This window comes from Antarctobacter sediminis, from assembly GCF_019218285.1.
GTDB lineage: Bacteria > Pseudomonadota > Alphaproteobacteria > Rhodobacterales > Rhodobacteraceae > Antarctobacter > Antarctobacter sediminis.
In genome coordinates, this window is the sequence record NZ_JAHUZG010000001.1 from 274298 (window position 1) to 299344 (window position 25047).

The 25047-nt window shown below is 63.4% G+C and carries 25 protein-coding genes; 3 read left to right on the top strand and 22 right to left on the bottom strand.

Going from position 1 to position 25047, the window contains the following annotated elements:
* Positions 1-107: 107 nt before the first annotated feature.
* The 6 genes from KJP30_RS01380 to purF form a co-directional block, all read right to left on the bottom strand.
* Complete coding sequence (locus tag KJP30_RS01380; protein ID WP_218447173.1) at positions 108-770, bottom strand: SDR family NAD(P)-dependent oxidoreductase; 663 nt, start codon at positions 768-770, stop codon at positions 108-110.
* 42 nt (positions 771-812) lie between these two features.
* Positions 813-1376 carry a DUF2199 domain-containing protein gene (locus KJP30_RS01385; protein ID WP_218447174.1) on the bottom strand — a complete coding sequence of 188 codons (564 nt, stop codon included), beginning with the start codon at positions 1374-1376 and terminating at the stop codon, positions 813-815.
* A gap of 63 nt (positions 1377-1439) precedes the next feature.
* Positions 1440-1706 carry a pilus assembly protein PilP gene (locus tag KJP30_RS01390; protein WP_218447175.1) on the bottom strand — a complete coding sequence of 89 codons (267 nt, stop codon included), beginning with the start codon at positions 1704-1706 and terminating at the stop codon, positions 1440-1442.
* Positions 1707-1845: 139 nt separating this feature from the next.
* Positions 1846-2469, bottom strand: a complete 624-nt coding sequence (locus KJP30_RS01395; protein WP_218447176.1) for a hypothetical protein — start codon at positions 2467-2469, stop codon at positions 1846-1848.
* A 100-nt stretch (positions 2470-2569) separates the two neighbouring features.
* Positions 2570-3151 (bottom strand): SMI1/KNR4 family protein, encoded by a 582-nt coding sequence (locus KJP30_RS01400; protein WP_218447177.1) that lies wholly within the window; start codon positions 3149-3151, stop codon positions 2570-2572.
* Positions 3148-4647: an amidophosphoribosyltransferase gene (gene purF / locus KJP30_RS01405; protein ID WP_218447178.1), complete on the bottom strand. Its 1500-nt coding sequence runs from the start codon at positions 4645-4647 to the stop codon at positions 3148-3150. The genes KJP30_RS01400 and purF overlap by 4 nt, the downstream gene beginning before the upstream one ends.
* Positions 4648-4797: 150 nt before the next feature.
* Between purF and KJP30_RS01410 the strand changes: the two genes are divergently transcribed.
* On the top strand, positions 4798-5979 hold the full coding sequence (locus KJP30_RS01410) for an alpha/beta hydrolase (RefSeq protein ID WP_218447179.1): 1182 nt from the start codon (positions 4798-4800) through the stop codon (positions 5977-5979).
* Here KJP30_RS01410 and KJP30_RS01415 read toward each other — a convergent pair whose 3' ends face one another.
* The 7 genes from KJP30_RS01415 to alr form a co-directional block, all read right to left on the bottom strand.
* Positions 5980-6537 carry a CvpA family protein gene (locus KJP30_RS01415; protein WP_218447180.1) on the bottom strand — a complete coding sequence of 186 codons (558 nt, stop codon included), beginning with the start codon at positions 6535-6537 and terminating at the stop codon, positions 5980-5982.
* A gap of 66 nt (positions 6538-6603) precedes the next feature.
* Positions 6604-7971: a DNA repair protein RadA gene (gene radA / locus KJP30_RS01420; protein WP_218447182.1), complete on the bottom strand. Its 1368-nt coding sequence runs from the start codon at positions 7969-7971 to the stop codon at positions 6604-6606.
* 219 nt (positions 7972-8190) lie between these two features.
* Positions 8191-8649 (bottom strand): paraquat-inducible protein A, encoded by a 459-nt coding sequence (locus tag KJP30_RS01425; RefSeq protein WP_218447183.1) that lies wholly within the window; start codon positions 8647-8649, stop codon positions 8191-8193.
* Positions 8646-9032, bottom strand: a complete 387-nt coding sequence (locus KJP30_RS01430) for a hypothetical protein (RefSeq protein WP_218447184.1) — start codon at positions 9030-9032, stop codon at positions 8646-8648. Before KJP30_RS01430 ends, KJP30_RS01425 begins: the two co-directional genes overlap by 4 nt.
* Entirely contained in the window at positions 9029-9775 is a 747-nt protein-coding gene (locus tag KJP30_RS01435; protein WP_218447185.1) for an ABC transporter ATP-binding protein, read from the bottom strand. The genes KJP30_RS01430 and KJP30_RS01435 overlap by 4 nt, the downstream gene beginning before the upstream one ends.
* Before the next feature lie 94 nt (positions 9776-9869).
* Positions 9870-10652, bottom strand: coding sequence for an MlaE family ABC transporter permease (locus tag KJP30_RS01440; protein ID WP_218447186.1), 783 nt, complete (start codon positions 10650-10652; stop codon positions 9870-9872).
* The gene (gene alr, locus KJP30_RS01445) at positions 10649-11686 is read right to left on the bottom strand and encodes an alanine racemase (protein WP_218447187.1); all 1038 of its coding nucleotides are present in this window, start codon (positions 11684-11686) and stop codon (positions 10649-10651) included. Before alr ends, KJP30_RS01440 begins: the two co-directional genes overlap by 4 nt.
* A gap of 118 nt (positions 11687-11804) precedes the next feature.
* Here alr and KJP30_RS01450 point away from each other — a divergent pair, with 118 nt between their 5' ends.
* On the top strand, positions 11805-12572 hold the full coding sequence (locus KJP30_RS01450; protein WP_218447188.1) for an adenosylcobinamide-GDP ribazoletransferase: 768 nt from the start codon (positions 11805-11807) through the stop codon (positions 12570-12572).
* A gap of 106 nt (positions 12573-12678) precedes the next feature.
* Here the strand turns inward: KJP30_RS01450 and KJP30_RS01455 are convergent, their stop codons facing one another.
* From KJP30_RS01455 to KJP30_RS01465, 3 genes are all read right to left on the bottom strand, one after another.
* A complete protein-coding gene (locus KJP30_RS01455; protein ID WP_218447189.1) occupies positions 12679-14166 on the bottom strand; it encodes a replicative DNA helicase in 1488 nt (495 codons plus the stop codon).
* A gap of 206 nt (positions 14167-14372) precedes the next feature.
* Positions 14373-15044, bottom strand: coding sequence for an orotate phosphoribosyltransferase (locus KJP30_RS01460; RefSeq protein ID WP_218447190.1), 672 nt, complete (start codon positions 15042-15044; stop codon positions 14373-14375).
* Between the two features lie 433 nt (positions 15045-15477).
* Positions 15478-15948, bottom strand: coding sequence for a DUF6647 family protein (locus KJP30_RS01465; protein WP_218447192.1), 471 nt, complete (start codon positions 15946-15948; stop codon positions 15478-15480).
* 134 nt (positions 15949-16082) lie between these two features.
* Between KJP30_RS01465 and KJP30_RS01470 the strand changes: the two genes are divergently transcribed.
* Positions 16083-17693 (top strand): winged helix-turn-helix domain-containing protein, encoded by a 1611-nt coding sequence (locus KJP30_RS01470; protein ID WP_218447193.1) that lies wholly within the window; start codon positions 16083-16085, stop codon positions 17691-17693.
* On the opposite strand, the gene pyrC is transcribed toward KJP30_RS01470, so the two are convergent.
* The 6 genes from pyrC to KJP30_RS01500 all read right to left on the bottom strand — a co-directional run bounded on the left by pyrC (position 17656) and on the right by KJP30_RS01500 (position 24941).
* The gene (pyrC, locus tag KJP30_RS01475; protein ID WP_218447194.1) at positions 17656-18690 is read right to left on the bottom strand and encodes a dihydroorotase; all 1035 of its coding nucleotides are present in this window, start codon (positions 18688-18690) and stop codon (positions 17656-17658) included. The two genes, KJP30_RS01470 and pyrC, sit on opposite strands and share 38 nt — an antisense overlap.
* A gap of 42 nt (positions 18691-18732) precedes the next feature.
* Positions 18733-19665 (bottom strand): phosphoadenosine phosphosulfate reductase, encoded by a 933-nt coding sequence (locus KJP30_RS01480; RefSeq protein ID WP_218447195.1) that lies wholly within the window; start codon positions 19663-19665, stop codon positions 18733-18735.
* Positions 19666-19788: 123 nt separating this feature from the next.
* A complete protein-coding gene (locus tag KJP30_RS01485; protein WP_218447196.1) occupies positions 19789-20835 on the bottom strand; it encodes a glycosyltransferase family 2 protein in 1047 nt (348 codons plus the stop codon).
* Positions 20836-20842: 7 nt separating this feature from the next.
* Positions 20843-23200 carry a glycosyltransferase family 2 protein gene (locus tag KJP30_RS01490; RefSeq protein WP_218447197.1) on the bottom strand — a complete coding sequence of 786 codons (2358 nt, stop codon included), beginning with the start codon at positions 23198-23200 and terminating at the stop codon, positions 20843-20845.
* Positions 23200-23877: a sulfotransferase family protein gene (locus tag KJP30_RS01495; protein WP_218447198.1), complete on the bottom strand. Its 678-nt coding sequence runs from the start codon at positions 23875-23877 to the stop codon at positions 23200-23202. The genes KJP30_RS01490 and KJP30_RS01495 overlap by 1 nt, the downstream gene beginning before the upstream one ends.
* Positions 23874-24941 (bottom strand): glycosyltransferase family 2 protein, encoded by a 1068-nt coding sequence (locus KJP30_RS01500; protein WP_218447199.1) that lies wholly within the window; start codon positions 24939-24941, stop codon positions 23874-23876. The genes KJP30_RS01495 and KJP30_RS01500 overlap by 4 nt, the downstream gene beginning before the upstream one ends.
* Positions 24942-25047 lie beyond the last annotated feature (106 nt).

The window sequence follows — 25047 nt, forward strand, 5'->3', positions numbered from 1 at the left end:
TTCTCTAGTCAAAGGGAACCTGTGGGGCAAGCGGCGGGGCGCCGCGCCACGTCCTGCCGGGGCAGGTCAGTTGCAGCGCGGTGTCGCTTTATTTTCCGGTGCGCCCCTCAGGCCAGCGCGGCCAGCAGGCGCTTGGCCTCGGACTCGGGCGTGGCCAGCGTCTTGGGGTCTTCGCCAGGGTGGAACCTTGCGCGCACGGCCGTCGCCATCGGCGCCGGTTCAAGGATGTGGACGCGCGGCCCGGTGCGTTCGCTTTCGGCGGCCCAGCTGCGAGCCACGGCGATCTGCGCCGCCTTGCCGGTGCCGTAGAGGCCATAGAACTTTTCGCCACCCTTGGCATCGTCAAAGAACAACGCCTGACCGGCCTCACCCAAAAGCGGGGCGACGAAGGGGATCAGGTGTCCCATCGCCTCCACGTTGGTGGTCAGCGATTTGCGCCATTCCTTGGGATCGATATGCGGAGCCGGTGTCAGGGCGCTGGCATGGATGGCCGTATGCGCCCAAAGCGCCAGCGTCGGCTGCCCTTCCGGCATTTCCGGGGTCCAGCGATCATGGATCGAACGGCAAAGATGCGCCATGGCATCGCGGTCGGTCACATCCATCGGTGCCAGCGTCGCGCTGCCGCCCTTGGCCTGAATGCGATCGTCCAGCTCTTCGAGCCCGCCGACGGTGCGGGCCACGGCGATGATGTGATACTCGGGCGCAAGCGCCTCGGCGAGGGCAAAGCCCAGGCCGCGCGAGGCTCCGGTGATGAGGGCAAGCTTGGTCATGGCGGCTGATTTGCCGGGGTTTTGGCGCGCGGTCAAGCGGGGTCAGTCTGCGACAAGATGCGGGCGGACGTCATCCCCGAAGGCGTCATAGAGATCCAGCAGGTCGTCGAAGGTGATCCCGTCGACCTGTGCTTGGGCAAGGGGGCCGTCCTCGGCCCGCATCTGCGGACGCTGCGCCGGGTCGGGCAGGGTCAGGGTCACTGCGGCGCCGATGTCCTCTTTGAAACCGGGCAGGGTATTGGCAAGAATGCCCTCGGCGGGGCCAAAAGGCTGATCCGGGGCGTCAATCGTGGCCAGATAAGCCCGGAAGGTGGTTTCAGGCACCTCGGCCCAAGGGCCAAAGGAGAAATGCTCATCGGCCCCGCGCAGCTTCAGGGTCAGCACGCCGCGCAGAAAATAGCGCCCGCCGATGCGGCAGAATTCCGGACCAAGCCGATCGGCGCCAACCTCAAGGTCGTCCTCGCCAAGGCGGTCGCCGTGCAGCCAGTCGTCGGGCGCGTCAAAACCGATGTCAAACACACCGGAAAAGCGCCGCCCACAGCAGGGGCAGGCCCGGTCGGGATCGTTGAAGCGGCGCCAGCGGCTGTCGAGATCTAGCAGGTTCATGGGCGTGATGTGCTGCGGATTGCCCGGCGGGTCAAGCCCGCGCCGGGAGCCGCTTTGCAGGGATCAGTTGGCCACAGGCTGTGTCAGCCAGCGGGTTTCACCCTTTTGGACCAGTGCCAACCGGCCATCTTCGATGGCCACGATGGGATCGCGGCCAATCTTGTCTCCGGGTTTCAGGGTCACGACCTTGCCGCGCGAGGTGCGGACCAGCGCGCGCGGCGTCTCGCCCGTGCCAAAGGTGCCCAGCAGGATCAGCCCGTCCAGACTGCCCTTCGATGTGGTGGTTGCGGCCGAGATGACGGCCTGTGGTGTTGCGGTTTCCTGTGCCATTGCTTTCACCGGGGTTGATGCGATTGACGCGCATACTGCGGCGCAGCATCGGGCGAAAGAGGCGGCCCGGAACATCCGCCAAAGGCCGCCGAAACGGCCAGCGACACCGGCGCGGAATTGCCGATGACGCTTGGTGCCGTCAGTCTTGAACGGTCCCGGCAGGGGACAGGGCAAGCTCTGTCAGACTACGAATGGCCGCCTGCACCTGTTCTGCGGAGGCGGGCCAACTGGCCTGATCGGATATGTCAAACGAGGGACCCCAGACGTGGTAGAACTGCATCACAAGCGTGTCTGACCCCGCCAGTTTGTTCATGTCGATCACGACGATCTCGCCCTTTCCCGGAGCGTCGTTCAGACGGGTGCAGAACAGCAGCGCCATCGCGCGCGTGGCAGTTTGGATCAGTTCCTGTTGCGCCGCATCGGCGCAGGCCTCGGCGTATTTGTTGATCTCGCCGTTGACATATCCCTGTGGCGTTCCCGCCCGCTTGCTTTGCCCCAGAATTGTGAACCGTTGCGAGGGATCGGCGAAACTGTCGCCTTCGGGCACGATCCGATAGCCAACAAGGTCACTGCCGTCGCCCACGGCGGCATCGACGATCTGTGTTTTGGTCAGGGATTGCAGCTGTTCAGGATCAGAGATGCCCGCAGCCCAAGGGGGCGGCTGATGGGTCACGTCGATGTCGAACACACGCAGGTCAAGGCCCGTATCCTGTGCTGTGGCAAGGCTGGGCAATAGAGAGAGTAAGAGAAATGCTTTTTTCATTTCCGCAAGTTAGGTCGCGGAGCGCAGGAGGTTCAAGGTGCAATCCGTTGCGTTGACCATTGCACCATTGGCGATATGGTTTTCGGGGGCTGCTCAGCCGTCAGTCAGGAAGCGGCGTGAGGCGGGGGAGCGCATAGCCGTCCGGCGCATCCGGGTCCAGCAACAGAAAGACGTCTTGGCCCTGTGACCAGCGATCGAACCAGTCAAAAAGCGTTAGGCCGCTGTCAAAGAGCGCGGTGCCGATGGGCAGGCTTTCATCCCAGGTGCTGGGTTCCCAGATGATGATCCGGTCGCGAATGGTATCGACGCAATCGTAGATCCCGCAGCCATGGTGACAGATCGGCAAGAGCCCCTGTGGCCAGAGCCATGTGGCCGTTTCGGGATCAGGCCTGCGAAACACGAGATAGCGGCGGTCGGCTGTGGCGTCCTGATCATCGGCGAAACCATCTCCGATGCCCAGAAGGCCATACCCGGGCCCAAATCCACCATTGGCGATGTCCTGCCAGACGCGGACCAGCAAAAGTGGCAGGTCGACGTCCAGAGAGGATTGAACACGTGTCAGTGTATCGGCCCCCAGGACCGGCGAAGGCTGGGGTTCCGGCAGGCGCATGTCATGGAGTGCGTCCACGCGGGGCAGGCGGGCGCGCAGCCGGTTCAGTAGCGCGCCCGTGGCATTGTTCACTCCGCGGCCTTCATCTGGAAGCCTTTGCGGATCATGTCCGCCGGTTCCACCGGATATTCACCCGAGAAGCAGGCGTCGCAATACTGCGGGCACTTGCTGTTGCGGCCTTCGGCCTCGCCCACGGCGCGGTAGAGCCCGTCCAGCGAGATGAATTTCAGGCTGTCGACGCCCAGATGTTCGCACATCTCGTCCTCGGACATGGTAGCAGCCAGCAGCTTTTCGCGCTGGGGTGTGTCCACGCCGTAGAAACAGGGCCACGCCGTTGGGGGCGAGGCGATGCGGAAATGAACTTCGGCGGCGCCGGCATCAAGGATCATTTCCTTGATCTTGCGGCTGGTGGTGCCCCGCACAACAGAGTCGTCCACAAGGATCACCCGTTTGCCTTTGATCAGCGCACGGTTGACGTTCAGCTTTAGCCGGACGCCCATGTTGCGGATCTGCTCTGTCGGCTCGATGAAGGTGCGGCCCATGTATTGGTTGCGCACAATGCCCATGCCGTAGGGGATCCCCGATTCATGGGCGTAGCCGATGGCGGCCGGGGTGCCGCTGTCCGGCACCGGACAGACAAGATCCGCCTCGACCGGGGCTTCCCGCGCGAGTTCCACGCCGATCTGGCGGCGGGTCTCATAGACCGACCGTCCGCCGATGATCGAATCAGGGCGCGAAAAATAGACATGTTCAAAGATGCAAAAGCGCGGTTGCGCGGGGCGGAAGGGGTGATGCGATTCCACACCCTTTTCCGGGGTGATGACGACCATCTCGCCTGGCGCGATCTCGCGCACGAATTCGGCACCGATGATGTCCAGCGCGCAGGTTTCGGAGGACAGGCACCAACCATCGCCGACGCGGCCCAGAACCAGCGGGCGCACGCCCAGCGGATCACGCACGCCGATCAGCTTGGTCCGGGTCATGGCGACGACGCTGAACGCCCCTTCGACCCGGCGCAGCGCGTCCTCCATGCGGGCGGGAATGTCCCGTTGCAGGGACCGCGCCATGAGATGAATGATGCATTCGCTGTCCGAGGACGACTGAAAGATCGAGCCGCGCTCGATCAATTCGCGGCGCAGCGCCTCGGCGTTGGTGATGTTGCCGTTATGGGCAATCGCCGCCCCGCCCATCGAAAATTCGCCAAAGAAGGGCTGAACATCGCGGATCTGGGTCTGGCCCTTGGACCCGGCGGTCGAATAGCGGACGTGGCCGATGGCAAGGCTGCCGGGCAGCGTATCCATCAGCGAGGCGCGGGTAAAGTTGTCGCGCACATAGCCGAACCGTCGGGCCGAGTTGAAGCCGTGTTCGGGATGATGCGAGACGATGCCACCGGCCTCTTGCCCGCGATGTTGCAGGGCGTGCAGGCCGAGGGCGACGAAGTTCGCGGCGTCGGATATTCCGACGACGCCGAAGATACCGCATTCCTCCTTGAGCTTGTCGCCGTCGTCCGGGTCGCGGACTGCGTCGAAGTCAAAAGGATGTGCGGGCGGAAATTTGGGGTCGGACAAGAGGGAGGCTCCGAATCCGTGTGCAGACGCAGCACGGTTTAAAGCGCCGGTCCCGGAATGTCACGAAACGATTACATGAATGCCCGGGACGCCCGTAAGGCAGATGCCGCTTGTTTGGCAGATCCGGTGGACTGCGGGTATCATTTTCCCATGGTTTACCGTTTCGCCGACTGCACGCTTGATCCCGAGAGGCACAGGCTCACCTCTGGTGGCGCGGAAAGGCATGTCGAACCACAAGTCTTTGCATTGCTTGATCTGTTGTTGCAGCGCGCCGGTGAGGTGGTTTCAAGGGATGACCTGATCCGGATCGTCTGGAAGGGCCGGATCGTGTCTGATGCCACGGTGGACGCCCGAATCAGCGCGGCCCGGTCTGCGGTGGGCGACGATGGCCACAAGCAAGCAATCATCCGGACCGTCCCGCGCGTCGGCCTGCAACTGGTGGTGCCGGTGGAACGAGTGGGTACGGAAGCACTCCCCTTTCACGCAACGGACCGTGTCACCGTGCGGATGGCCACATCGGCCGATGGTTCGGGGATCGCGTGGAGTTCGCTGGGCAAGGGGCCGCCGCTGATGCGCGCGGGGCATTGGATGACCCATCAGGAACGCGACCTTGAAAGCCCGATCTGGCGGCCATGGCTGGACCGGCTTGGCCGGGGGCGCCGCCTTGTGCGCTATGACCCGCGCGGCACCGGCATGTCCGACCGGGATTGCGGCGGCGTATCCGAGGAAAAGCTTGTCGAGGACATGGAGGCCGTTGCCGACGCGGCCGGTTTGGAGCGGTTCTCGATCTTTGCGGCGTCACAAAGTGCCTCGGTTGCCTGCATCTATGCCGCCCGCCATCCGGAACGGATCGACCGGCTGATCCTTTACGGCGGTTTCACGCAGGGCAGTCTGGTGCGAGACGGAGAAATCGGTGCCGCCATGACGCAAGCCTTCGGAGACCTGATCCGCAAGGGCTGGGGGCAGGAGAATATTGGCGCCATGCGGTCCTTTTCAGCCTTGTTCATGCCACAGGCCAGCGAGGACCAGATCCAGAGCTTTATCGACTTGCAGGTCCGCTCGGCATCGCCGGACTGGGCGGCAGAACTGCGCGAGGTCTGCGCCTGTGTCGATGTGACCGAGGTGTTGCCCAAGGTCATCGCGCCGGTTTTGGTCGCCCATGCTCGCAACGATGCGCTACAGCCGTTTTCACAGGCCCAACGGTTTGCTCGCCTGCTGCCGGATGCCCAATTGTTGAGCATCGACAGTGCCAACCATGTTCTGGTTCCGGATGAACCCGGCTTTGGCCGCCTGATGGACGCGGTCGACGATTTCCTTGCCCGCCAACCGTGATCAGGGTGCGGTGCAGACACTCACCAACTGTTCATACTGCGCCGTGATCCAGCCAAGCGCCTGCTCGGGGTTTTGGTCTTCGATCTGGTCTGTAAACTGCGCAAAGACCGCGGCAGAGCGCGAGTCGTTGATCATCGGAATGTCCTGCGCGGTGATCACCGTTTGGTAGACGAAGAAGGCGATGGCCACCAACAGGATGCCCCGCGCCACGCCGAAGAAAAAGCCAAGCGCCTGATCCAGACCGCCAAGCGCCGACCGTTTTATGAGCGAGGAAAACAGCGGCGTGAACAGCGAAACAACCACCAGCGCCAACGTAAAGATCGCGGCAAAGCTGGCGATGACGGCCAGTTCGCAGCTGTCCGCAAGGAATTCCCCGATAACGGGGATTTCCTTGACCAGCGGTTGCAGCTGATCGGCAAAGAGAAAGGCGACGATGGCCGCCGCGATCCAGCCGAGAATCGCCATTGCCTCGCGCACCAGTCCGCGCGAATAGGCCAGCAGCGCCGACAGCAGGATGACAACGCCCACGACGCCATCAACGATTGTAAAACCTTCCATCTGCCTCGTTCGCCTCTTCTGGTCGGGCCCTCCGGCCCCTATTTCGTGCCTGTTTGCGCCCGGCGCTCAACCAGCGCCAAAGACGTCGCCGACAAAGGCCGTGAGGTCCGGCATCTGGGTCAGCGACATGCCGCCCGATCCGGTAGCCTTTCCTCCTTGCGGCAGGATCGCCTTGGAGAAACCAAGTTTCCGCGCCTCTTTCAATCGGTTTTCCGATTGCCCGACGGGACGCAGGCTCCCTGATAGGCTGATTTCCCCGAAAACGACAGTGTCCGCCGGCAAGGGGGTGTCCTCACGGGCGGAAAGTAGCGCAGCGGCCACAGCCAGATCGGCAGCGGGTTCGCCCACCCGCATGCCGCCCGCGACGTTCAGGTAAACGTCCAGCCCGGCAAAGGGAATGCCGCAGCGCGATTCGAGAACGGCAAGGATCATCGCCAGCCGCCCGCCGTCCCAGCCGACCACCGACCGGCGCGGCTGGGAATGCGGGCTGGGAGCCACCAGTGCCTGCAATTCCACCAAAACCGGCCGGGTGCCTTCGATGCCGGCAAAGACAACGGATCCGGGCGCGGGCTGGCCGCGCTCGGAGAGGAACAGGGCCGAGGGATTTGCCACCTCGGACAAGCCTCCGCCGGTCATCTCGAAGACACCGATTTCATCCGTGGGGCCAAAGCGGTTCTTGACGCTGCGCAGGATGCGGAACTGGTGGCCACGCTCACCTTCGAAATAAAGCACTGTGTCGACCATGTGTTCGACCACGCGAGGACCGGCCAACTGGCCCTCCTTGGTGACATGACCCACCATCATGATCGCGCTGCCGGTGCGTTTGGCAAAACTCGTCAGTTCATGCGCGGCGGCGCGGACCTGGCTGACCGACCCGGGAACGCTGTCTACATTGTCCGCCCACATGGTCTGGATCGAATCGATGATCGCAAGGTCGGGGCGCGTTTCATCCAGCGTGGTCAGAATGTTGCGCAGGTTGGTTTCGGTCGCCAGCTTGACCGGCGATTTCTCAAGGTCCAGCCGCCGGGCGCGCAGCCGCACCTGCGCGCTGGCCTCTTCGCCCGAGATATAGACGACTTTCAGCCCGCTGTTGGCAAAGGCGGCTGCCGCCTGCAACAATAGTGTCGATTTGCCGATGCCGGGATCACCGCCCACCAATACCGCACTGGCGGGAACCAGTCCGCCGCCCAGCACGCGATCGAATTCCTCCAGCCCGCTGGTGGTGCGCGGCGGTGGCGCTTCCTTGGTCGCCAGATCTGTCAATGCCACCGCGCGGCCACGCGATTGGCCGAGGCTTTTGCCCGAAGGCCCCTGACTCAACGGGGTTTCTTCGGCAATGGTGTTCCACTCGCCACAGGACTCGCAGCGCCCCGACCATTTGGATGTGACTGCGCCACAGGACTGACAGACGAAACGGGCGGATGCTTTGGCCATGGAGACTCCGTCTTTGGGGCAGGGCGCTTATGCCTTATCGCAGGGGCGAGGCCAATGGGTAGCCGTGCCGAAAGGGGGCGCTGCCCCCTCGGCCTGCGGCCTCACCCCCGAGGTATTTGAAAACCAAAGAAACCGGGGATGGTTTTTCGCTTCTTTGGTTTGGAAAATACCTCGGGGGGAGCGCGGAACGCGCGGCGGGGGCAGCGCCCCCGTCCTGGGCTAGCCGTGGGCACAACGCTTTTCGATCAGTCCAAGGAAGATCGAGGTCAGGATGCAGGCGGTGAACAGGTACAGGCCCCAGGCGGTTTCGACCCGGCCGACTCCCATGCCCTTGGCCAAGGTAATGTAGAGCGCAATCAGGAAGATGTCCGCCATGGCAAGCTTGCCGATGATTTCCAGCACTGGCAGGCTGCGGCGGTCCAGCAAGTGGAATTGGACAAGCGCCAGGCCCAGCGTCTTGATCAGCGGTGCAAACAGCGCGAATAACGTGACCAGCAACGCCAGCATTACGTCGGATTTCCACAGTGATTGAAGGCCTGACAGCAGGCTGATCTCGCTCATGCCGAACAAGGGCAGCAAGCCCGCCCGTAGGAGCGGTGCAAACCAGGACATCGGGTAAAGCACCAACAGGGCAAGGTTCAGCCAGCGCAGGTGAACCGTCCAGCCTCTGTCGGTCATGAGGTCCACCACCAAAGGCCCAACAGACCGATCAGCAACAGGCCATGCGCGACGTCGATCCAGCGCCAGCGCGCGCCGGGGCTGATCGAACTGATCAGGAACAGAGCTGAAGGCACCAACAGGACGGTGATCCCGCCATTGCTGGCCATCGTGCGTGCTGCCGACGCATATAGCGCGCCCTGGTTCAGTCCGGCTGCCGGGGCAAAGACGGTGACGATTCCGCCCATGCACAGGACAAAGCAAGCCAGCGCCGGCCACCGTGACAGGCCGCGTCCAAGGATCAGCCGGATCGCAGCCAGTACTGCCAGAATTTCAAGGTAGAGGAATTTCTTTGCAAAGAGGAAAAACAGGACAATTGGATCGGGTTGAAAGAAACCGTTCATCGGACCGCCTCGATCGGGCCGTCGGCGCGGCCTGAGATGAATTGGTCGACGTAGGGATCGCCGCTGTTGTCCAGCCGAGACACCGGCCCAGTCCATTGGATCACGCCGCCATGCAGCATGGCAACATTGTCGGCGATGGCGCGGACGCTGGACATGTCATGGGTGATTGTCATTGCGGTGGCGCCCATCTCGGTCACGATCTGGCGGATGAGTTCGTTGATGACACCGGCCATGATCGGGTCCAGACCCGTGGTGGGTTCGTCGAAAAAGATGATCTCGGGGTCGGCGGCGATGGCACGGGCAAGGCCGACGCGTTTTTGCATCCCACCTGAAAGTTCCGCCGGCAGCCGGTCAGCCACATCTGCCTTGAGTCCGACGCGGCGCAGTTTGTCGATCGCGATGGCGCGGGCCTCGTCGCGCGGCCGCTTGAGCGAGCCGCGCAGCAGGCGGAAGGCCACGTTCTGCCAGACCGGGAGGCTGTCAAAGAGCGCCGCGCCCTGAAACAGCATCCCGAAGCGGGCCAGAAATGCGTCGCGGTCGGTCTGGGTGACATCCTGACCGTCCAATGTGATGGACCCCGCATCGGGAGAGACGAGTCCGAGAATGCATTTCAGCAGCACGGATTTGCCTGTGCCCGATCCTCCGATGATCACCATGGAGGTACCCTTGGGGATGGTCAGATCGACATTGCGCAGCACTGCGTTGTCGCCGAAGGATTTGGAAACCTTGGAAAGTTCGATCATGGTCTTCCACTCCCGGCGGTGGCGCGGGCGGAAAGGGCGGATGCCTCCGGCGGGGATATTTCGGGACAGAAGAAACAACGGGGTGCGCGCAAGGTCATAGCGAGAAAAAGGCCCCTGTCAGCAGGAAGTTGGCGGCAAGAATCAGCACCGCTGCCGCCTCGACCGAGCCTTTGGTCGCGCGGCCCACGCCCTGCGCCCCGCGGCCCGAGTTCATGCCGAAGTAGCAGCCCATCAGGGCCGCCAGCCCGCCAAAGGCGCACCCCTTTGCCAGCGAGGACACCACGTCCAACGTTTCGAGGAAATCCATGGTGTTTTTCAGGTAGGCCGCGGCGTTGAAGCCCAGCGAGCCCGTGGCCACCGCGTAGCCGCCGAAGATTCCGATCACGTCTCCCACCGCGACCAGCAGTGGCACGACGACCAGAGCCGCCAGAACACGGGGGGCGACGAGGTATTTCATCGGGTCGGTGGACAGGGTCACCAGCGCATCAATCTGTTCGGTGACCTTCATTGTCGCGATTTCGGCCGCGATGGAGGATGTCACGCGCGCCGCGATCATCAGGCCGACCAGCACCGGGCCCAGTTCACGGACCATGCCGATGGCGACGATCTGGGGCACCACGGCCTCGGCATTGAAACGCGCACCGCCGGAATAGATCTGCAATGCCAGTGCACCGCCGGTAAAGATCGCGGTCAACCCCACCACCGGCAGCGACAGCCAGCCGATGTTCAGCAGCGCCAGCGCGAATTCACGGCCATAGAAGGGCGGGCGCAGTGCATGGCTGAGCGCGGTCAGTGCGAAGAGCGCCACACGACCGACCAGCGCGGTCAGCGACAGCGTGGCGCGTCCGAGCGCGCCGATGGGGGCCAGAAGGCTCACGCGCCGGTATAGGTGCGGGCATAGCGCGCACCCAGCGAGGTCAGGATCTCGTAGCCGATGCTGCCGGCCCAGTCGGCCAGCCTGTCGACGCCCTGATGCGCGCCCAGCAGTTCAAGGGTTTCGGGGGCGTCCTTGACCTCGGTCACGTCGACGCCGATCAAATCCATGGAAATGCGGCCCAGCATCGGGCAGCAGGTGTCGCCGGCCCACATCTGTGCCTTGTGGCTCATGGAGCGCAAGATGCCGTCGGCATAGCCCGCGGCAATCGTCGCCACCCGGGTGGGACGTTGTGCCGTCCAGGTGTTGCCGTAGCCCACGGTTTCGCCGGGGGCCACATCGCGGATCTGGATCACCGGAATCTCGACATGGGCGACGGGGCGGGCATCGGCAAAGGGCAGTCCGCCGTAGGTTCCGATCCCCGGGCGGGTGACGTCGAAGTGAAACTCCGGTCCCAGCAACACGCCGCCGGTCGCCGAAAGCGAGCGCGGCGCGTCGATCCCGTCTGTCATCTGCCGGAAGGCATGCAGCTGCTGCATGTTCATGGCATGGTCAGGCTCATCTGCGCAGGCAAGGTGGCTCATGACAAGGCTGGGTTTCTGCGACAAGGCGATGTCGCGCAGCGCGCTCCATTCGGCCGGTTCCATGCCCAGACGATTCATGCCGCTGTCCAGCTGGATGCCGAAGGCATGGCCGGGCAACCCTTCGACGTGGCGCAGCATCTGATCCACCGAGTTGATCATGGGGGTCAGCTGCGCGTCCCGGATCAGCGGAGCATCGCCCGCCATGTGCCCGGAGAACACGCAGATTTCCGGACGCGGGCCAAGGATGCGGCGCAGTTCGGCGCCTTCTTCGGCGACAGCGACAAAAAACCGGCGCGCGCCTTCCTCGGCCAGGGCCGGGGCCACGCGGTCGATGCCGAGGCCATAGGCGTTTGCCTTGACCACAGCGCCCGTTTCCGCCTGCGCCATGTTTGCGAGGGTCCGCCAGTTGGCGCGCAGCGCCGCGAGATCGATGGTGAGCTTTGCCTGTGCCATGGGTTCCGTGTTTCTCAGGTTCGGGGCGAGCGTCAAGCGCGAAATCGCGCCGTGCGCGGGCTTGTCGGCGACGAGGCGCTGCTTATGCTGAACCTCCGGAACTTGCGAGGGGGGAGAGATGCCTGCGGCACTTCGGCTAGAGGTCCAGCTTTTCCTGCTGGCGGTGCAGTATCTGACCCGGCTGCCGGTGCCGCGCGATCTGCCGGTTTCGGACGACCTGATGGTTCGGGCGGTGAAATACCACCCTGCTGTTGGCGCGCTGGTGGGCGGGATCGGGGCGCTGGTGCTTTGGGCGGCTGTTCCGGTGTTGCCATGGTCTGCGGCGCTGATCCTGTCGCTTGCGGCGACACTGCTGGCGACGGCGGCCTTTCACGAAGCGGGCCTTGCCGATGCGGCCGAGGGTCTGGCCGTGGGGCGCGACCGGGCCGAGGTGATGTCCATCATGGATGGCACGCGGCTGGGCACCTATGGTGCGCTGGCGCTTTCACTGGTCACGGGGCTGAAGCTGGCGCTGCTGTCGGGATTTCCGCCCGAGGTGGCGGGCGCGGCCTTGATCGCGGGTCACGCGGTGGGGCGGATGGCTTCGGTGCATGTGACCCTGACAACGGTCTATGCACGCAGCGAGGGGATGCAGAAATTCGTCCCGAAAGTCACGCCGGATGGCTATCGCGTGGCTCTGGCGATCACCCTGCTTGTCCTTGCGGGGTTGACGCTGGAGGTGGGCGGCGGGGCCACGATCTGTGCCTTCCTTGTGGGCACCGTATTGGCGCAGGCGTTTCGGGCATGGTTCGTGGCACGGATCGACGGATACACCGGCGATTGCCTTGGCGGATCACAGCAAACCGGCGAGCTGGGCGTCTATCTTGGGCTGGCTCTTTGGTTATAAGTCTTTTTAAAACAAGAGGTAGCCGGGCAAAGCTCAGGTTCTGCCCGAGGGTTGTCCGGCATGCCGATGGCGAAGGACATGCCCGCCGGTAAGGCGGGCAAAACGCTTACATCTGGCCCGCGTCGCCCTGTTGCCACGGCTGGATGAGGTTGCCAAAGCGGGTAAACTGCGACTCGAACGACAGTTCCACCGTACCGATGGGACCGTGACGCTGTTTGCCGATGATGACCTCGGCCTTGCCGTGCAGGCGACTCATGCGCTCCTGCCATGCGGCCATTTCGTCCAGCCGGTCGTCCGAGGGCTTTTCCCGTTCCACGTAGTATTCCTCTCGGAACACGAACATGACCACGTCCGCATCCTGTTCGATCGAACCCGATTCCCGAAGGTCGGACAGCTGCGGGCGTTTGTCATCGCGGCTTTCGACCTGGCGCGACAGCTGGGACAGGGCGATGACAGGGATGTTAAGTTCCTTGGCGATCGCCTTGAGACCCATGGAGATTTCCGCGATTTCCTGCACCCGGTTGTCGGCTGTGCCGCGCAACAGTTGCAAGTAGTCGACGATGATGAGGTCCAAGCCATGCGTCCGTTTCAACCGGCGCGAACGCGCCGCGACCTGGCTGATCGGCAGCGCGGGCGTGTCGTCGATATAAAGCGGGCAAGCCTCGAGATCCTTGGCTGCCTGCACAAAGCGGCGGAACTCGGTCTCGTCCATGTCCCCTTGACGGATCTTGTGGCTGGAGATTTCCGAGGCCTCGGCGAGGATACGACCAGCCAGCTGTTCGGCGCTCATTTCGAGACTGAAAAAGCCCACGACGCCGCCGTCGATGGCGCCGGTGCTGCCGTCAGGCCGTTGGCCCTTCTTGTAGGCCTTGGCGATGTTGAAGGCGATGTTGGTGGCCAGCGAGGTTTTGCCCATCGAAGGACGACCGGCGAGAATCAAAAGGTCGGAGGGGTGCAGGCCGCCCAGCTTCTTGTCCATGTCGATCAGGCCGGTCGAGATCCCGGCAAGACCACCCTCGCGCTGATAGGCGGCATTGGCGACGTTGACCGCCTCGGTCACGGCGCGCAGGAAAGACTGGAACCCGCTTTCGGTCTGGCCTTGCTCGGCCAGCTTGTACAGCGCCTGTTCCGCCTCGACGATCTGTTCGCGCGGTTCCGAGGCGACATCGACTTTGGCCGCCTTGTCAGAGATGCTCTTGCCAAGGCGGATCAGGTCGCGCCGTACCGCAAGGTCATAAATCATCTGTGCATAGTCGCGCACGGCAAAGGTAGAGACAGCCGAGGCCGCCAGGCGAGCAAGATAGGCCGGGCCGCCCAGTTCCTTCAGCCCCTCATCATCCTCCATGAACGCCTTGAGCGTAACCGGCGAGGCGAGGTTGTTCTTGGCGATGCGCGCGGCGGCGATTTCATAAATCCGGGCGTGCACCGGATCGTAGAAATGGCCGGAATTGATGATCGAGGCGACACGGTCATAGATGTCGTTCTCTGTCAGGATCGCGCCAAGAAGCTGCTGCTCGGCCTCGATGGAATGCGGCATGGTCTCGGCGGATTGAACTTCGACGCCGGTCGGATTGATCGTTGTGATCTCGTTCATTCTTTCCCCCCACTGCTCGGGTCGGCGGCATAGCAGGCCGCGTCGTCAGGGTGCAAAATGTATGTTTCTGGGGATAAACTGTGGCTATCCTGATCCACAGCATCTTGGCAGCCCAAGGGGCATTCCGTCAACATCTTGACAGGCCGACTCGGGGCTGTGCCCGTTTGGGCACATGCAACTTGCCTTATCCGAGGGCTTCCCCCGTGTCAGTCACCTGCGCGCGCAGCGCGCCATGCGTGCGGATCCTTGAGAAACGACTCGACCTCGGACAAGACACCTGCATGTTTCGCAGGGGCTTCGGCCAGAACTTCCCACCATGTACACAGATGGTGCAGATCGACCCCGTGGTCACCCAGCGTTTTGATCGTTTCCGGGAAGATCCCGTAGTAAAAGATCACCGCCGTGTGGCCGCAGGTGGCACCGGTGTCCCGGATCGCATCCACGAAGGACAGCTTCGATCCGCCATCGGTGGTCAGGTCCTCGACCAGCAGCACACGCTGACCTTCGGTCATGGCACCTTCGATGCGGGCATTTCGGCCATATCCCTTTGGTTTCTTGCGGACGTAGGTCATGGGCAGGCCCATGCGTTCGGCCACCAGCGCGGCAAAGGGAATGCCCGCGGTTTCGCCACCGGCAATGTTGTCAAAGGCTTCGAACCCGGCGTTGCGCATGACCGTAACGGTCAGAAAGTCCATCAGGGTGCTGCGGATGCGCGGGTAGGAGATCAGCTTGCGGCAATCGATATAGACCGGCGACAACTGCCCGGAGGCGAGCTTGAACGGCTCGTCCTGCATGAAGTTCACCGCCTCGATCTCCCACAACATGCGCGCGGTCAGGCGGGCCATTTCTTCGGCGGTGGGGTAGGTCGAGGGGATCATCGGTGGCGCTCCTGGTGATGGGTCGGCGTTCGCATAGACCATTTGTTCACCAGAGAGAAGGCCGCAGCCGATTGTTCGGCAGAGCAATTGCCGTTGTTTGTCACGACAGAACCCCGCCACACGAGCCACACGCCCGCCTGCGGCCTTGGCAAAACCCGTGCCTCCTTGCAGCCTGACGCGGCGGGATTGCTTGGCGCGGGTCATTTGAGCCGGAACCGATGACGATTTTCATGGACTGTTTCGGCGTTCGGGCTGTGGTGGCCGACTGCACGCTGCCGGCCTTCGTCGTCATGCGACGTTAGACCTCGCTGATCGTTGAGGCCGAGTTGGCGGTTCTGCCTGGGGCCGCACATTTTCCCATTCCGGGCTCCGGGGATTTCGGCCAGAGGGTTGCACGGATCAAGCGTTTCTTGCGGCGGCACGGGCAAGGCGGTCAGCAACGCGCGTAAATGCGGCCCCAGAACATCCGGTTGGGCATCGGGTCCGATGTGCCGGTTCTTTTCAGGTAGCGGCCGCCCAGAAGATAGGCCTCGGGTTCGCCAAGCGCCAGACACTCCCAGCGCTCGGATGCGCCGCTTTTCCATTGCACGTAATGCACCAGTTCATGCAGCAGGATCTCGCGCCACAGAGGATTGTCCAAAGGGCTGTCAAAAGCCTCGGCATGATCAATGAACTCAGGAGCCAGCAAATAGATGGTGCCGTTGGGACCGTCCTCGCGCGAAAACAACGCATTCAACCGGTCATCCACGCCGTCATCCGGAGCCAGATGTGCAACACCGCTGTAATATTCGCCGGTCAGTTCCTGCGGGCTCATGACACGCACGATCGGATGCGGCATGTGCTGTGTTTCGTATTCCGTCTGATCGCCAATCCAGGCGAGAAGTGCGTCAATCAGGATGTCCACGACCAAAGTCTCCCTTGCCAGATGCGGGAATCTGGCGGGTGACGGCGGGAAAAGTCCTGAGAGGGTTCTGAAAGTTTTCTGAATCCGGCCCGGGTTCTGTTATTTTGGGCGCAATAGGAGGCCCTTTGCCTGAAATGTTTGCCGACCCACAGCGGCCCGCCCCGGTTTCGATGGCCAATGTCGACGATGGTTCCTTGCGCCCGAACGCGGCTGCGCTTTTGGCGTACCTGCGGACCCGTGATGGCGAAGTGGTCAGCAAGCAGAGCCTGATGGATGCCGTATGGCCGGATACCCATGTGACGGAAAACTCGTTGTATCAGGCGGTGTCTGAACTGCGGCGCGCGCTTGCCGATGTGCCGGGGGTGGAGCTGCAGACCGTGCCGCGCAGGGGCTATCGTCTGGTCAGCGACGCCAGTCCGGCATCGGTGCATGGCGGGCGCTGGCCGTCATGGGGGCCGCCCCTGCGCGCCTTGGTGGCGATGTCGGTGGCCGTGCTGCTGGTGGCTGCGCTGGTTGGGGCCGTCCGCTTTGTGTCGGCCAATGCGCAACCACGGGCCAGTCTGCCCAGCGTTGCCGTGCTGCCCTTCGAGGCCTCGGATCCCAAAGGCCGCTGGCAGTTGTTTGGTCAAAGCATGAGCGAAGAGGTGGCCGGGTCGCTGGCCGCGAATAAATGGCTGCGCGTTCACGCCGCCGACAAGGCCCACGAGGCGCGGTTCGTACTAAACGGCAGCCTGTTGACCCAAGGAGGGCAGTTGCATGTGAATGCGCGTCTGACCGACCGGACCAATGGGGCGCTGATCTGGGCCAAAAGCTGGCACGGGCTGGAAAGCGGCTATTTCGATCTTCAGGCGGCGGTGGCACATGAGGTGGCGTCCGAACTGGGCGGGCACTGGTCCGGCGCGGTGGTGCGTTTCGAGGCGGGGCAGGCGGTGCGCCGCCCGACCGATAGCCTTGATGCCTACGAGCTTTTCCTTCTGGGCACCCGCGCCAAGCATCGCTTTACCCCCGAAAGCTTTGAGTCCGCGCGACGGATGCTGACCCGCGCCGTCGAAATCGACCCGGGGTTTGTCGAGGCGTGGACGACCTTGTCGGTGGTCCACAATCTGCGCGCCCTCGTTGAACCCGAGGTGGCGCAGTTGCAGCGCATCATGGCGCAACGGGCCAAGGCGATAGAGGCCGCGGTTGCGCTGGCCCCGGAGGATCCGACCGTCCTGATGGAACAAGGCTGGTTGTTGGCGCGACAGGGCGACCACGCGGCGACGGTGCGCGCAGTGCGTCGTGCGGCGGCGCTTGCGCCCGATAACCCGGACGTGTTGGCCTATGCGGCCCTGAACGGAAATCTGCGGGTCGATCTGGGCAAGGAAGGCGTGGATTGGATCAGTCGCGCCATGGCGCTGAACCCCGATCCGCCGCCTTGGTACCATATCGGCGAAGGGCTGGCCCGGTTCACCGCGCGGGATTGGCAGGGCAGCGTGGCCGCCTTTGCCAAGGCCCCCGACTACGTGACCCGGGACCTGTTCACAGCGGTTGCCCTTGCGCAGTCGGGACAGCGCGATCAGGCGCAGGCCGTGGCCGATCGCCTTGTACGGACCTATCCCGCCTTTCGCACCAGCCACTACGTGTATCAAGAGGCGATGGACCTGTCGGTCAACGGCCGTCTGCTGATCGAGACGGCCGCCGACCTTGGCATTCCGCGGGGGGATCTGCTCAGGCGACCTGCCAGTGCAGGGGCATCATTGGATTAAAGACCGTCACCGGCCCGTCGCCGGTATCGATCTTTTCCGGATAGCTGACCGGCGCGCCCTTGGTCAGTGTGACCGTGCTCTCGTTGGCGGGCAGGCGATAGAAGGCGGGACCATTGAGCGAGGCAAAGGACTCCAGCCGGTCCAGTGCGTTTTCCTGTTCAAAGACCTCGGCGAGGATCGACAGCGTATTGGTTGCGGTGAAACACCCGGCACAGCCGCAGGCGTTTTCCTTGAGCGGGTCGATGTGCGGCGCGCTGTCGGTGCCCAGAAAGAACGATGCATCGCCCGAGGTCGCTGCCGCGCGCAGGGCCAGACGATGCTCTTCGCGCTTGGCGACGGGCAGGCAATAGTAGTGCGGCTTGATCCCGCCGACGAGGATCGCGTTGCGGTTGATGACAAGATGGTGCGTGGTGATCGTGGCACCCAGATCGTCGCCGCCCGCGCGGGCATAATCGACACCTTGCCGCGTGGTGATATGTTCCATGATGACGCGCAGGCCCGGTGTGGTGCGGCGCACCGGGTCCAGAACACGTTCGATAAAGACGGCCTCGCGGTCAAAGATGTCAATGTCCGCATCCACCACCTCGCCGTGCACGCAAAGCGGGATGCCGTTTTCCGCCATGGCTTCGAGCGTGCCGCGCACCTTGTCAAAGTCGCGCACGCCCGAGGCAGAATTGGTCGTGGCACCCGCGGGGTAGAGTTTCACCGCAGTGACGATGCCGTCCTTGTGGGCCTGCACCACATCCGCCGGATCGGTTTCCTCGGTCAGGTAAAGGGTCATCAGCGGTTTGAAATCTGCCCCTTCCGGCAGTGCCGCAAGGATACGGTCTCGGTAGGCGGCCGCCTGTGTCCCCGTCACGACGGGCGGCACGAGGTTGGGCATGATGATGGCGCGGCCGAAATGGCGGGCGCTTTCGGGGGCGATGCCCTGCAACATGGCGCCATCGCGCAGGTGCAGGTGCCAGTCGTCGGGGCGGCGGATGGTGATCTGTTCCATGTCTCCGGCGTTAGCACGCGGACCCGCGCCGCGCCAGTGGGCTCAGACCTCGTCGTCGGTGGCCTCGATCTGGGCCAGCCTGCGGCGAAACCGCGGGGCGTGCATCCGCCCCACCACGTTCTGACACAGAACACGGGCCAGTTCGGTGCGGCCTTCGCTGTCGATCCGGTGCAGCAGGCGGCGCAGATAGGGCGGGTGATCCCGCCGCGCCCGCAGCATCGAAGCAAAGAGTTCGGGCGTCAGGCGGTCTTCGCCTGCGGCGGTCAGCAGACCGGGCAAAAGATCCAGCGCCCGGAAATCCGCTTGCAGGGCGCCGCCCATGAAAGGCGCGCGATAGCGCCGCACATTGGGTTTGGCAAACAGCGCCGAATGCATCGCGTCCAGCCGTTCGCGCGGATCGTATATGATCCATGCCTTTTCGGCGGCGTCGATCATTTCCGGCGCAAAGCCATAGCGCGAGGTAAAGTCGCGGCGGCGCTCTTCGACAAAGCGATCGTCCCATTCGGTTACACGCGGATCCAGCGTGGCCTGCGGTTGCAACATCAGCACCCGCGCGCCGGGCGCGGTCACCGAATAGGCACCGGCGGCATAGCCACAGGGACCAGCGCCATAGAATAGCACGGTTTCGAATTCGTCGAAAAAGCCGTCGTCCTGCAACTGGTCGAAAAAGGCATAGACGCGGTCGTCACGGAACCATGTGTCGCCATGGCTCAGCAGCGACAGCGAGGACCAGCCGTTCGCATTGACCATGTCAAAGCCGATGGGTGTCTTGGTTTCGGACAGCGCTTCGATCCCGGACATGGTTTCAAAACCGACGACCAGCGTGTCGCCTTCTTCGACAAAGATCGCCGCATGACTTTTGCCCATGGGTTCGGCATAGCCGTATTCCTCGCCGATCCGCCGAAGCGCGCCCAGCCATTCGCTGCGCGACAGCGTGCTGAGATCGGGGGCGAAAGTCCTTTTGTGCGTTTCCATGACCGGTTGTCCTCGTACTCCGTGGAAATTGACACGGATTTGAGACAAACCCTGCACGGTCTTTCCGGCAAGAATGTGGTGCCCGGGTGGCAATACCTTGCGCCAAGGACAGAGCCACAAGGCTCAGGCGTCATCCTGCTGGCGCGACCGCGTGGCGTGACCTGCAAGGAAACGCGCCGCATTGACCGGCACCGGGCGCGAAGGCGGGGTCATCAGGAGGCGTGCAAAAAGCGCCCGATAGGGTTCCTGCGCCAGCAGTTCCTCAAAACGTGCCTTGCGCCACGCAACGGCCGCCGCGTGCAGTCGGGACAGTTCAGGATCTCGGGCCAGATCGGCACGGTGGTCTGCCACGCCGGGCAGCAACAGGGCGCTGCGGTCGTCTTCGTCACACCAGTTGCGTTCGACCCAGTAATCCATCCCAAGTGCCTGATCGGAATGCACGGCCCGGCCCCGGTCGGCTTTCAGCACATAACTTTCCATCGCGCCAAGCGCGTAGTGGTTCAACTGAGCCAACCCATAGTTGGACCGGCCATAGGTCGAAAAGATGCGGCGGCTGCGGAATTGTTCGTCCAGCGCGCGGCCCTCGCTGTCGAACCATTTTGCGCGACCCAGCCGGGCCTTGTCCGGCGCGCGGGGGCGATGGACGCCCAGTTTCGCGTAGGTTCCGTCATTGCGATACAGCGTCTTGAACATGGCCGCGCGCCAAGGCCAGTGCATGACCACCGGCGCGGCGCTGGTGAATTGCCGTGTCACCGGTTTGTCGACGTAGCGCACGACGCCCGCGTTGCCGAACAGCCGCCAGGTCAGCGTGATCGCCGTGGCTTGGGGCAGGGCGGCGACCAGCGCGGGCAGGGTTCGGTCGCCGGTGTGGACATTGACGAATTCGTCAATGTCCAGCGACAGCAACCAATCCGCTTCGCGCACGGCTTCGGCCTTGTCCGCGCGTTTCAGCCCGGTGAACTGGATGCCGCGTGCCTCGTAGGGGCCGTCGTTGCGAATATGCGTGACGGGCGCCACGTGAGCCAGCCGGTCCAACATGGCATCGGTGCCATCCTGACAATCGTTCGACAGGGCCACCACATGGGTGACGCCGCAGGCAAGGTGATGCGCCAGCCAGTCCAGCAGGAAGGCGCCTTCGTTGCGCAGGCAGAGGACCGCTGTGATCTTCACGGCGGCGTCAGGTTTCCATATCCAGCGCCAGCGCATAGGCGACGCGTTCGGTTTCCGTCAGTTCCAGCGCCAGCGCCTGCCGGTACAGGTCTTCGAATTCGGGCATGCCGTGCAGTTCGGCCGCCTTGGCGCGGTGCCATTCCAGCGCGCGATGATGGGCGGCGCGCAGGATATCGTCGCGCATCAGCCGGTCATATTCGGCACGGACGCGGGGTATGTTGCGCTTGATCGTGATGTCGCGGTGCACAGACCAGTCCATGCGGATCCAGTAATTCAACCCGATATTGCGATCCACGTGCAGGGCGCGACCGCGCTGGCGCTTGATGAGAAAGCTCTCGGCGGACCGCAGCGCGTAGTGGTTCAACTGGATCAGGTCATAGCCGATCGTCCGCTTGGAACTCCTCCAGCCGTTGCGGATGGCGGCTTCGGTCATGTCATGACCCGATCCGTTGACCCATTTGACCTTGTCCTCGAACCCTTCGGCCAGCTTGTTCGGCCGGTGGCACGAGATCTTTTCATAAGCGCCGATGTTGCGGAACATCGTCTTGAACCCCCAGACCGTGTGCGGTTTGGGGCAATACTTCGGGGCGCAGGTGTCGAATTGTTCGATTACGAAACGGTCCTGAAACCGGCGCACACCATTGTGCCCGAACAGCCGCCAAGTCATCGCCACGTTGGTGGCATCCGGCACCCGGTCGAAAACATCCGCCAGCGTGCCGTTGCCGCAGCGGATGTTGACGAATTCATCCACGTCGATATGGGCGATCCAGTCGGCCTGCCTGATGACGTCTTCTTGCAGCGCGGCGTCCAGCGCATGCTGTTGCGGGCTTTTGCCTTTCCAGCCGTTGTTGTCACGGTGATGGACGATCCCCAGCGCGTCCAGACGATCAAGGATTTCGACCGTGCCATCGGAACAGTCATTGGTGTAGATCAGGAAATTGTCAAAGCCCACGGCCCGGTGATAGGCGATCCACTCAAGGATATAAGGGCCTTCGTTCTTCATGCAGCCGACGATGACATTGCCCGTCGATCCCTGTGGCAACACGCGGCGCGGGGCCGGGGCAAAGGCGGCAGCAAGGTCTTCTTCGTTGACGCGGCCCAGCCGGTTGTGCGGCGCATAGGCGGATCCGTGCAGGCGCGCGAAGTTCTGCTTGGCCTGCGGGGGCATGACCTCTTGGGCGGCGTCGGTCAGGGGGGGCGTTTCCGGTTCCGGCACCGAAGCACCGTGCAGATGCGCCAGTTCGGCGGCACGGGCAGCGCGTTCCTCCTTGTCGCCCTGCGCGATGCGCCAGCGGAACGCCATAAGGTACTGCGTGGCGCGATAGCCGCGCGTCGGGCAGGCCTCTTGCCAGTCACCGCAGATCGGGTCGGCCTCCATGTCGGCGGGATCCATGCCGGGATGGGCGGCGCAAAGATCCGCGATGTCCGCTTCGAACCGCATGGACAGTTCGGACAGGGCACCGGCAAGAATGGCTCCGCCGGGAACCTTGATCTCGCCGAGGAAACGTCGCCAAAGCGCGCGCGGCAAAAGAATATCCTGCCGGTCCAGCAGGCGCAGCACCGCATCGTTGAACAGCCTCGCGCGGGTCAGCCATGGCGCGGCGGGCAGACGCGGCAGATCCTCTGCCTCGGCCTTGCCGATCTGCGCCTTGATGCCAAAGGCCTCACAAAGGTCGGTCGTTGCCTCCTCGGACCACAACCTGTCACGGTTGATCGAACGAAACTGTACCGAACCGGTGCCAAAGACCGCTTCCCATTCGTCTTGCAGCCTTTTGTAATCCAGCCAGAAGTTCGCGCCCTGCACCTCGGGGAACAGGCCCGCCAACGGGGCGGTGTCGGGCCATGTCTCCAGCGCGGCAGAGCGGAAATCGGGGGCGTCCAGCAGGCCAAGTTCGAGGTCCAGCGCCCGGGCGCGGCCGTCCAGAACCTGTGCGCCATAACGCGCCACCAACGCCCGCGCCGGTTCGTCCAGCCAGGCAAGGATGCGAATGTCGGACGAGATCGGGGCCAGCATATCCCGCAGACGTTCCAGTTCGGTACGGTTCGACAGGGAAGTGCCCAGTTGATGCGCCGACAAGATCAGGCTGTGGGCACCTTCGCGCTCGGCCTCTTGCGCCAGTTGCCGGGTAACATCCTCGCGCAGCGCGGCCTGTTTCCCGGCCAGCATGAAACCACGGTTAAAACGCAGAACGTCGGGGCGGTCGGCGTCGGTGACGGCCATGAACAGCCGCGTGTGATTGCGGGTGCCGGGGCTGCGGGCATAGAGCACGCCTTCATCTTTCAGGCGGCCCCGTTTGGCGTCAAGGATCCTTTGTATTCTGTCGCTGGACGGGCCGTCCGGCCCGATATGTAGATAGATCCGCATCACACTGCCCCTCGTGCCGTTTCGGCCTTGTTATTCCTGCCTGTCCGCTTGTCGCGGGTGTTTTCGTTCAGCTTGCCCCACCAGGGCATGTCCATGTCCAGATGCCGGGCCAGACGCTCGCGCGCGTCCTTGGCTGCCACCGGAAGTTCCAGATAGCGCGGATCCTCGCCAAAGAGGTCGCGCAGCATGTCGTAATGGCCTTCGATCCAGCGGATGCGCTGATCGTCATCGGCCCCATAGCCCGCAGGCAGGCCCGGGATTGGCCCGGTGGGCAGGCGGTCATTGCCAAGGTTGCCCCAGCGCCGCATGGATTCCGACGTCTCCGAAGGTGGCCGCCATGTGGCCACGAACAAGAGATCCGGCCGGGCAAGGCGCATCGCCTTGATCATCGCATAATCGCACTGAGGCCACATCGAAGCCGCGCCGTTCAACACGCTGATCTCTGTCAGCGCGTCGTATAGCCCGTCAAGATGGGCAAAGGGATCGCCGGTTTCGAAGTACCCATTGTATAGCTGCCGGGCGATGTAGGTCCCGCCAAGTCCGGGGGTGCGGGTGTGAACGCGGCGGACCTTGTGATCTGCCGCCCGCCAGCCAGCCTGTTCCAGCGCATGGGCCAGCGTCGTGGTGCCCGTCTTGGGCAGGCCGAGATTGACCAGCTTGACCTTGAGATCGCTCATAGCCCCAGCGCCTCCATCAACTCGGCCTCGCCCGGGGGCAGCGCGGGCAGCGCCGCAAGATGGGCATACATCTCGGCATAGGCGGGCTGGGTCATCAGGGCATCGCGTTTCTCGCGGTGCAGACGGACACACTCACCATGCAGTCGCGCGATTTTCGGGTCCGATTTGATCCTGTCCAGCGCATCTTCCAACGCGGGCAAATAGCGGAGGATCGAGCGGTCCTCATATCCCGCATCATTGCGTTCGCGCCAGTAGGTGTCATCGAACACGCGGCCTTCGCGGTTGACGTCGCCCCGGTCGTTCTTGACGAGATAGCTGTCCAGCGAGCGCAGGGCATAATGGTTCAGCGTGGCGAACTGGCGGCTGCCGGCTGCGGGAAACTTGCGGATGCGGCGCGGGTTGTCCGCCGTCAGGAACTTTGGCGGCACCCTGCGGCCTGAGGCATCGGTCCAGTCCGGTCGCCTGTCCTCGGGCAGGGACTTGCGAAAGAAGGGCCGATGCGCGCCAAAATATTGCAGCGGGAAATCGTGGCGGACGAGGCTTTTGACCTCGATCGAGGTTTCGGCACACCAGATGTCGGGATTATGCGAGCGCATGAACTGCGCGATCACCGGACGGTCGACGAAATCCGCGACCCCGTCACTGGCGAAGAACTGAAAGTTGATCGAAATGGCCTGCGGGTCGCCACAGGCCGCGATCAGGGCCGGGATCGTATGGTCGCCCACGTGGACGTTCAGGAACTCATCCACATCGGCGATCCAGACCCAATCCGCCTGCCGCACCACCGGATGTTTCGCGGCGGCCTTCAGCGCTTCCATCTGGTAATTGCGGCCCTCCGCCGGGTTGGGGAGATGCACAACATTGCCGATGTCCGGGTGCGGGCTGGCCGCCAGCGCATCCAGCAAGCGATCCGTGCCATCGGTGCAATCGTTGGAATAAAACAGGAAATCGGTGACACCCAGTAGGCAATGAAAAGCCATCCACTCCAACAGGAATGGTCCTTCGTTCTTGACGCAGGTCACAGCGGTGATGCGCCGCGTGGCGCCCGCTTTGATGTCAGCCATGTCTGCTCGTCTGCCTGATCTCCGGGTTTGCCCCGGTTTTATACCGCGAATCATGACATTCCGTGAGCAACCCGTCAATCCATGCCAAGGTCAAGAGCCCGGGGGC

What these genes read in the sequence shown, in the direction of transcription:
- KJP30_RS01380 (WP_218447173.1), bottom strand. Translation starts at nt 770, where the DNA reads ATGACCAAGCTTGCCCTCATCACCGGAGCCTCGCGCGGCCTGGGCTTT.
- KJP30_RS01385 (WP_218447174.1), bottom strand. Translation starts at nt 1,376, where the DNA reads ATGAACCTGCTAGATCTCGACAGCCGCTGGCGCCGCTTCAACGATCCC.
- KJP30_RS01390 (WP_218447175.1), bottom strand. Translation starts at nt 1,706, where the DNA reads ATGGCACAGGAAACCGCAACACCACAGGCCGTCATCTCGGCCGCAACC.
- KJP30_RS01395 (WP_218447176.1), bottom strand. Translation starts at nt 2,469, where the DNA reads ATGAAAAAAGCATTTCTCTTACTCTCTCTATTGCCCAGCCTTGCCACA.
- KJP30_RS01410 (WP_218447179.1), top strand. Translation starts at nt 4,798, where the DNA reads ATGGTTTACCGTTTCGCCGACTGCACGCTTGATCCCGAGAGGCACAGG.
- KJP30_RS01415 (WP_218447180.1), bottom strand. Translation starts at nt 6,537, where the DNA reads ATGGAAGGTTTTACAATCGTTGATGGCGTCGTGGGCGTTGTCATCCTG.
- radA (WP_218447182.1), bottom strand. Translation starts at nt 7,971, where the DNA reads ATGGCCAAAGCATCCGCCCGTTTCGTCTGTCAGTCCTGTGGCGCAGTC.
- KJP30_RS01425 (WP_218447183.1), bottom strand. Translation starts at nt 8,649, where the DNA reads ATGACCGACAGAGGCTGGACGGTTCACCTGCGCTGGCTGAACCTTGCC.
- KJP30_RS01430 (WP_218447184.1), bottom strand. Translation starts at nt 9,032, where the DNA reads ATGAACGGTTTCTTTCAACCCGATCCAATTGTCCTGTTTTTCCTCTTT.
- KJP30_RS01435 (WP_218447185.1), bottom strand. Translation starts at nt 9,775, where the DNA reads ATGATCGAACTTTCCAAGGTTTCCAAATCCTTCGGCGACAACGCAGTG.
- alr (WP_218447187.1), bottom strand. Translation starts at nt 11,686, where the DNA reads ATGGCACAGGCAAAGCTCACCATCGATCTCGCGGCGCTGCGCGCCAAC.
- KJP30_RS01450 (WP_218447188.1), top strand. Translation starts at nt 11,805, where the DNA reads ATGCCTGCGGCACTTCGGCTAGAGGTCCAGCTTTTCCTGCTGGCGGTG.
- KJP30_RS01455 (WP_218447189.1), bottom strand. Translation starts at nt 14,166, where the DNA reads ATGAACGAGATCACAACGATCAATCCGACCGGCGTCGAAGTTCAATCC.
- KJP30_RS01460 (WP_218447190.1), bottom strand. Translation starts at nt 15,044, where the DNA reads ATGATCCCCTCGACCTACCCCACCGCCGAAGAAATGGCCCGCCTGACC.
- KJP30_RS01470 (WP_218447193.1), top strand. Translation starts at nt 16,083, where the DNA reads ATGTTTGCCGACCCACAGCGGCCCGCCCCGGTTTCGATGGCCAATGTC.
- pyrC (WP_218447194.1), bottom strand. Translation starts at nt 18,690, where the DNA reads ATGGAACAGATCACCATCCGCCGCCCCGACGACTGGCACCTGCACCTG.
- KJP30_RS01480 (WP_218447195.1), bottom strand. Translation starts at nt 19,665, where the DNA reads ATGGAAACGCACAAAAGGACTTTCGCCCCCGATCTCAGCACGCTGTCG.
- KJP30_RS01490 (WP_218447197.1), bottom strand. Translation starts at nt 23,200, where the DNA reads ATGCGGATCTATCTACATATCGGGCCGGACGGCCCGTCCAGCGACAGA.
- KJP30_RS01495 (WP_218447198.1), bottom strand. Translation starts at nt 23,877, where the DNA reads ATGAGCGATCTCAAGGTCAAGCTGGTCAATCTCGGCCTGCCCAAGACG.
- KJP30_RS01500 (WP_218447199.1), bottom strand. Translation starts at nt 24,941, where the DNA reads ATGGCTGACATCAAAGCGGGCGCCACGCGGCGCATCACCGCTGTGACC.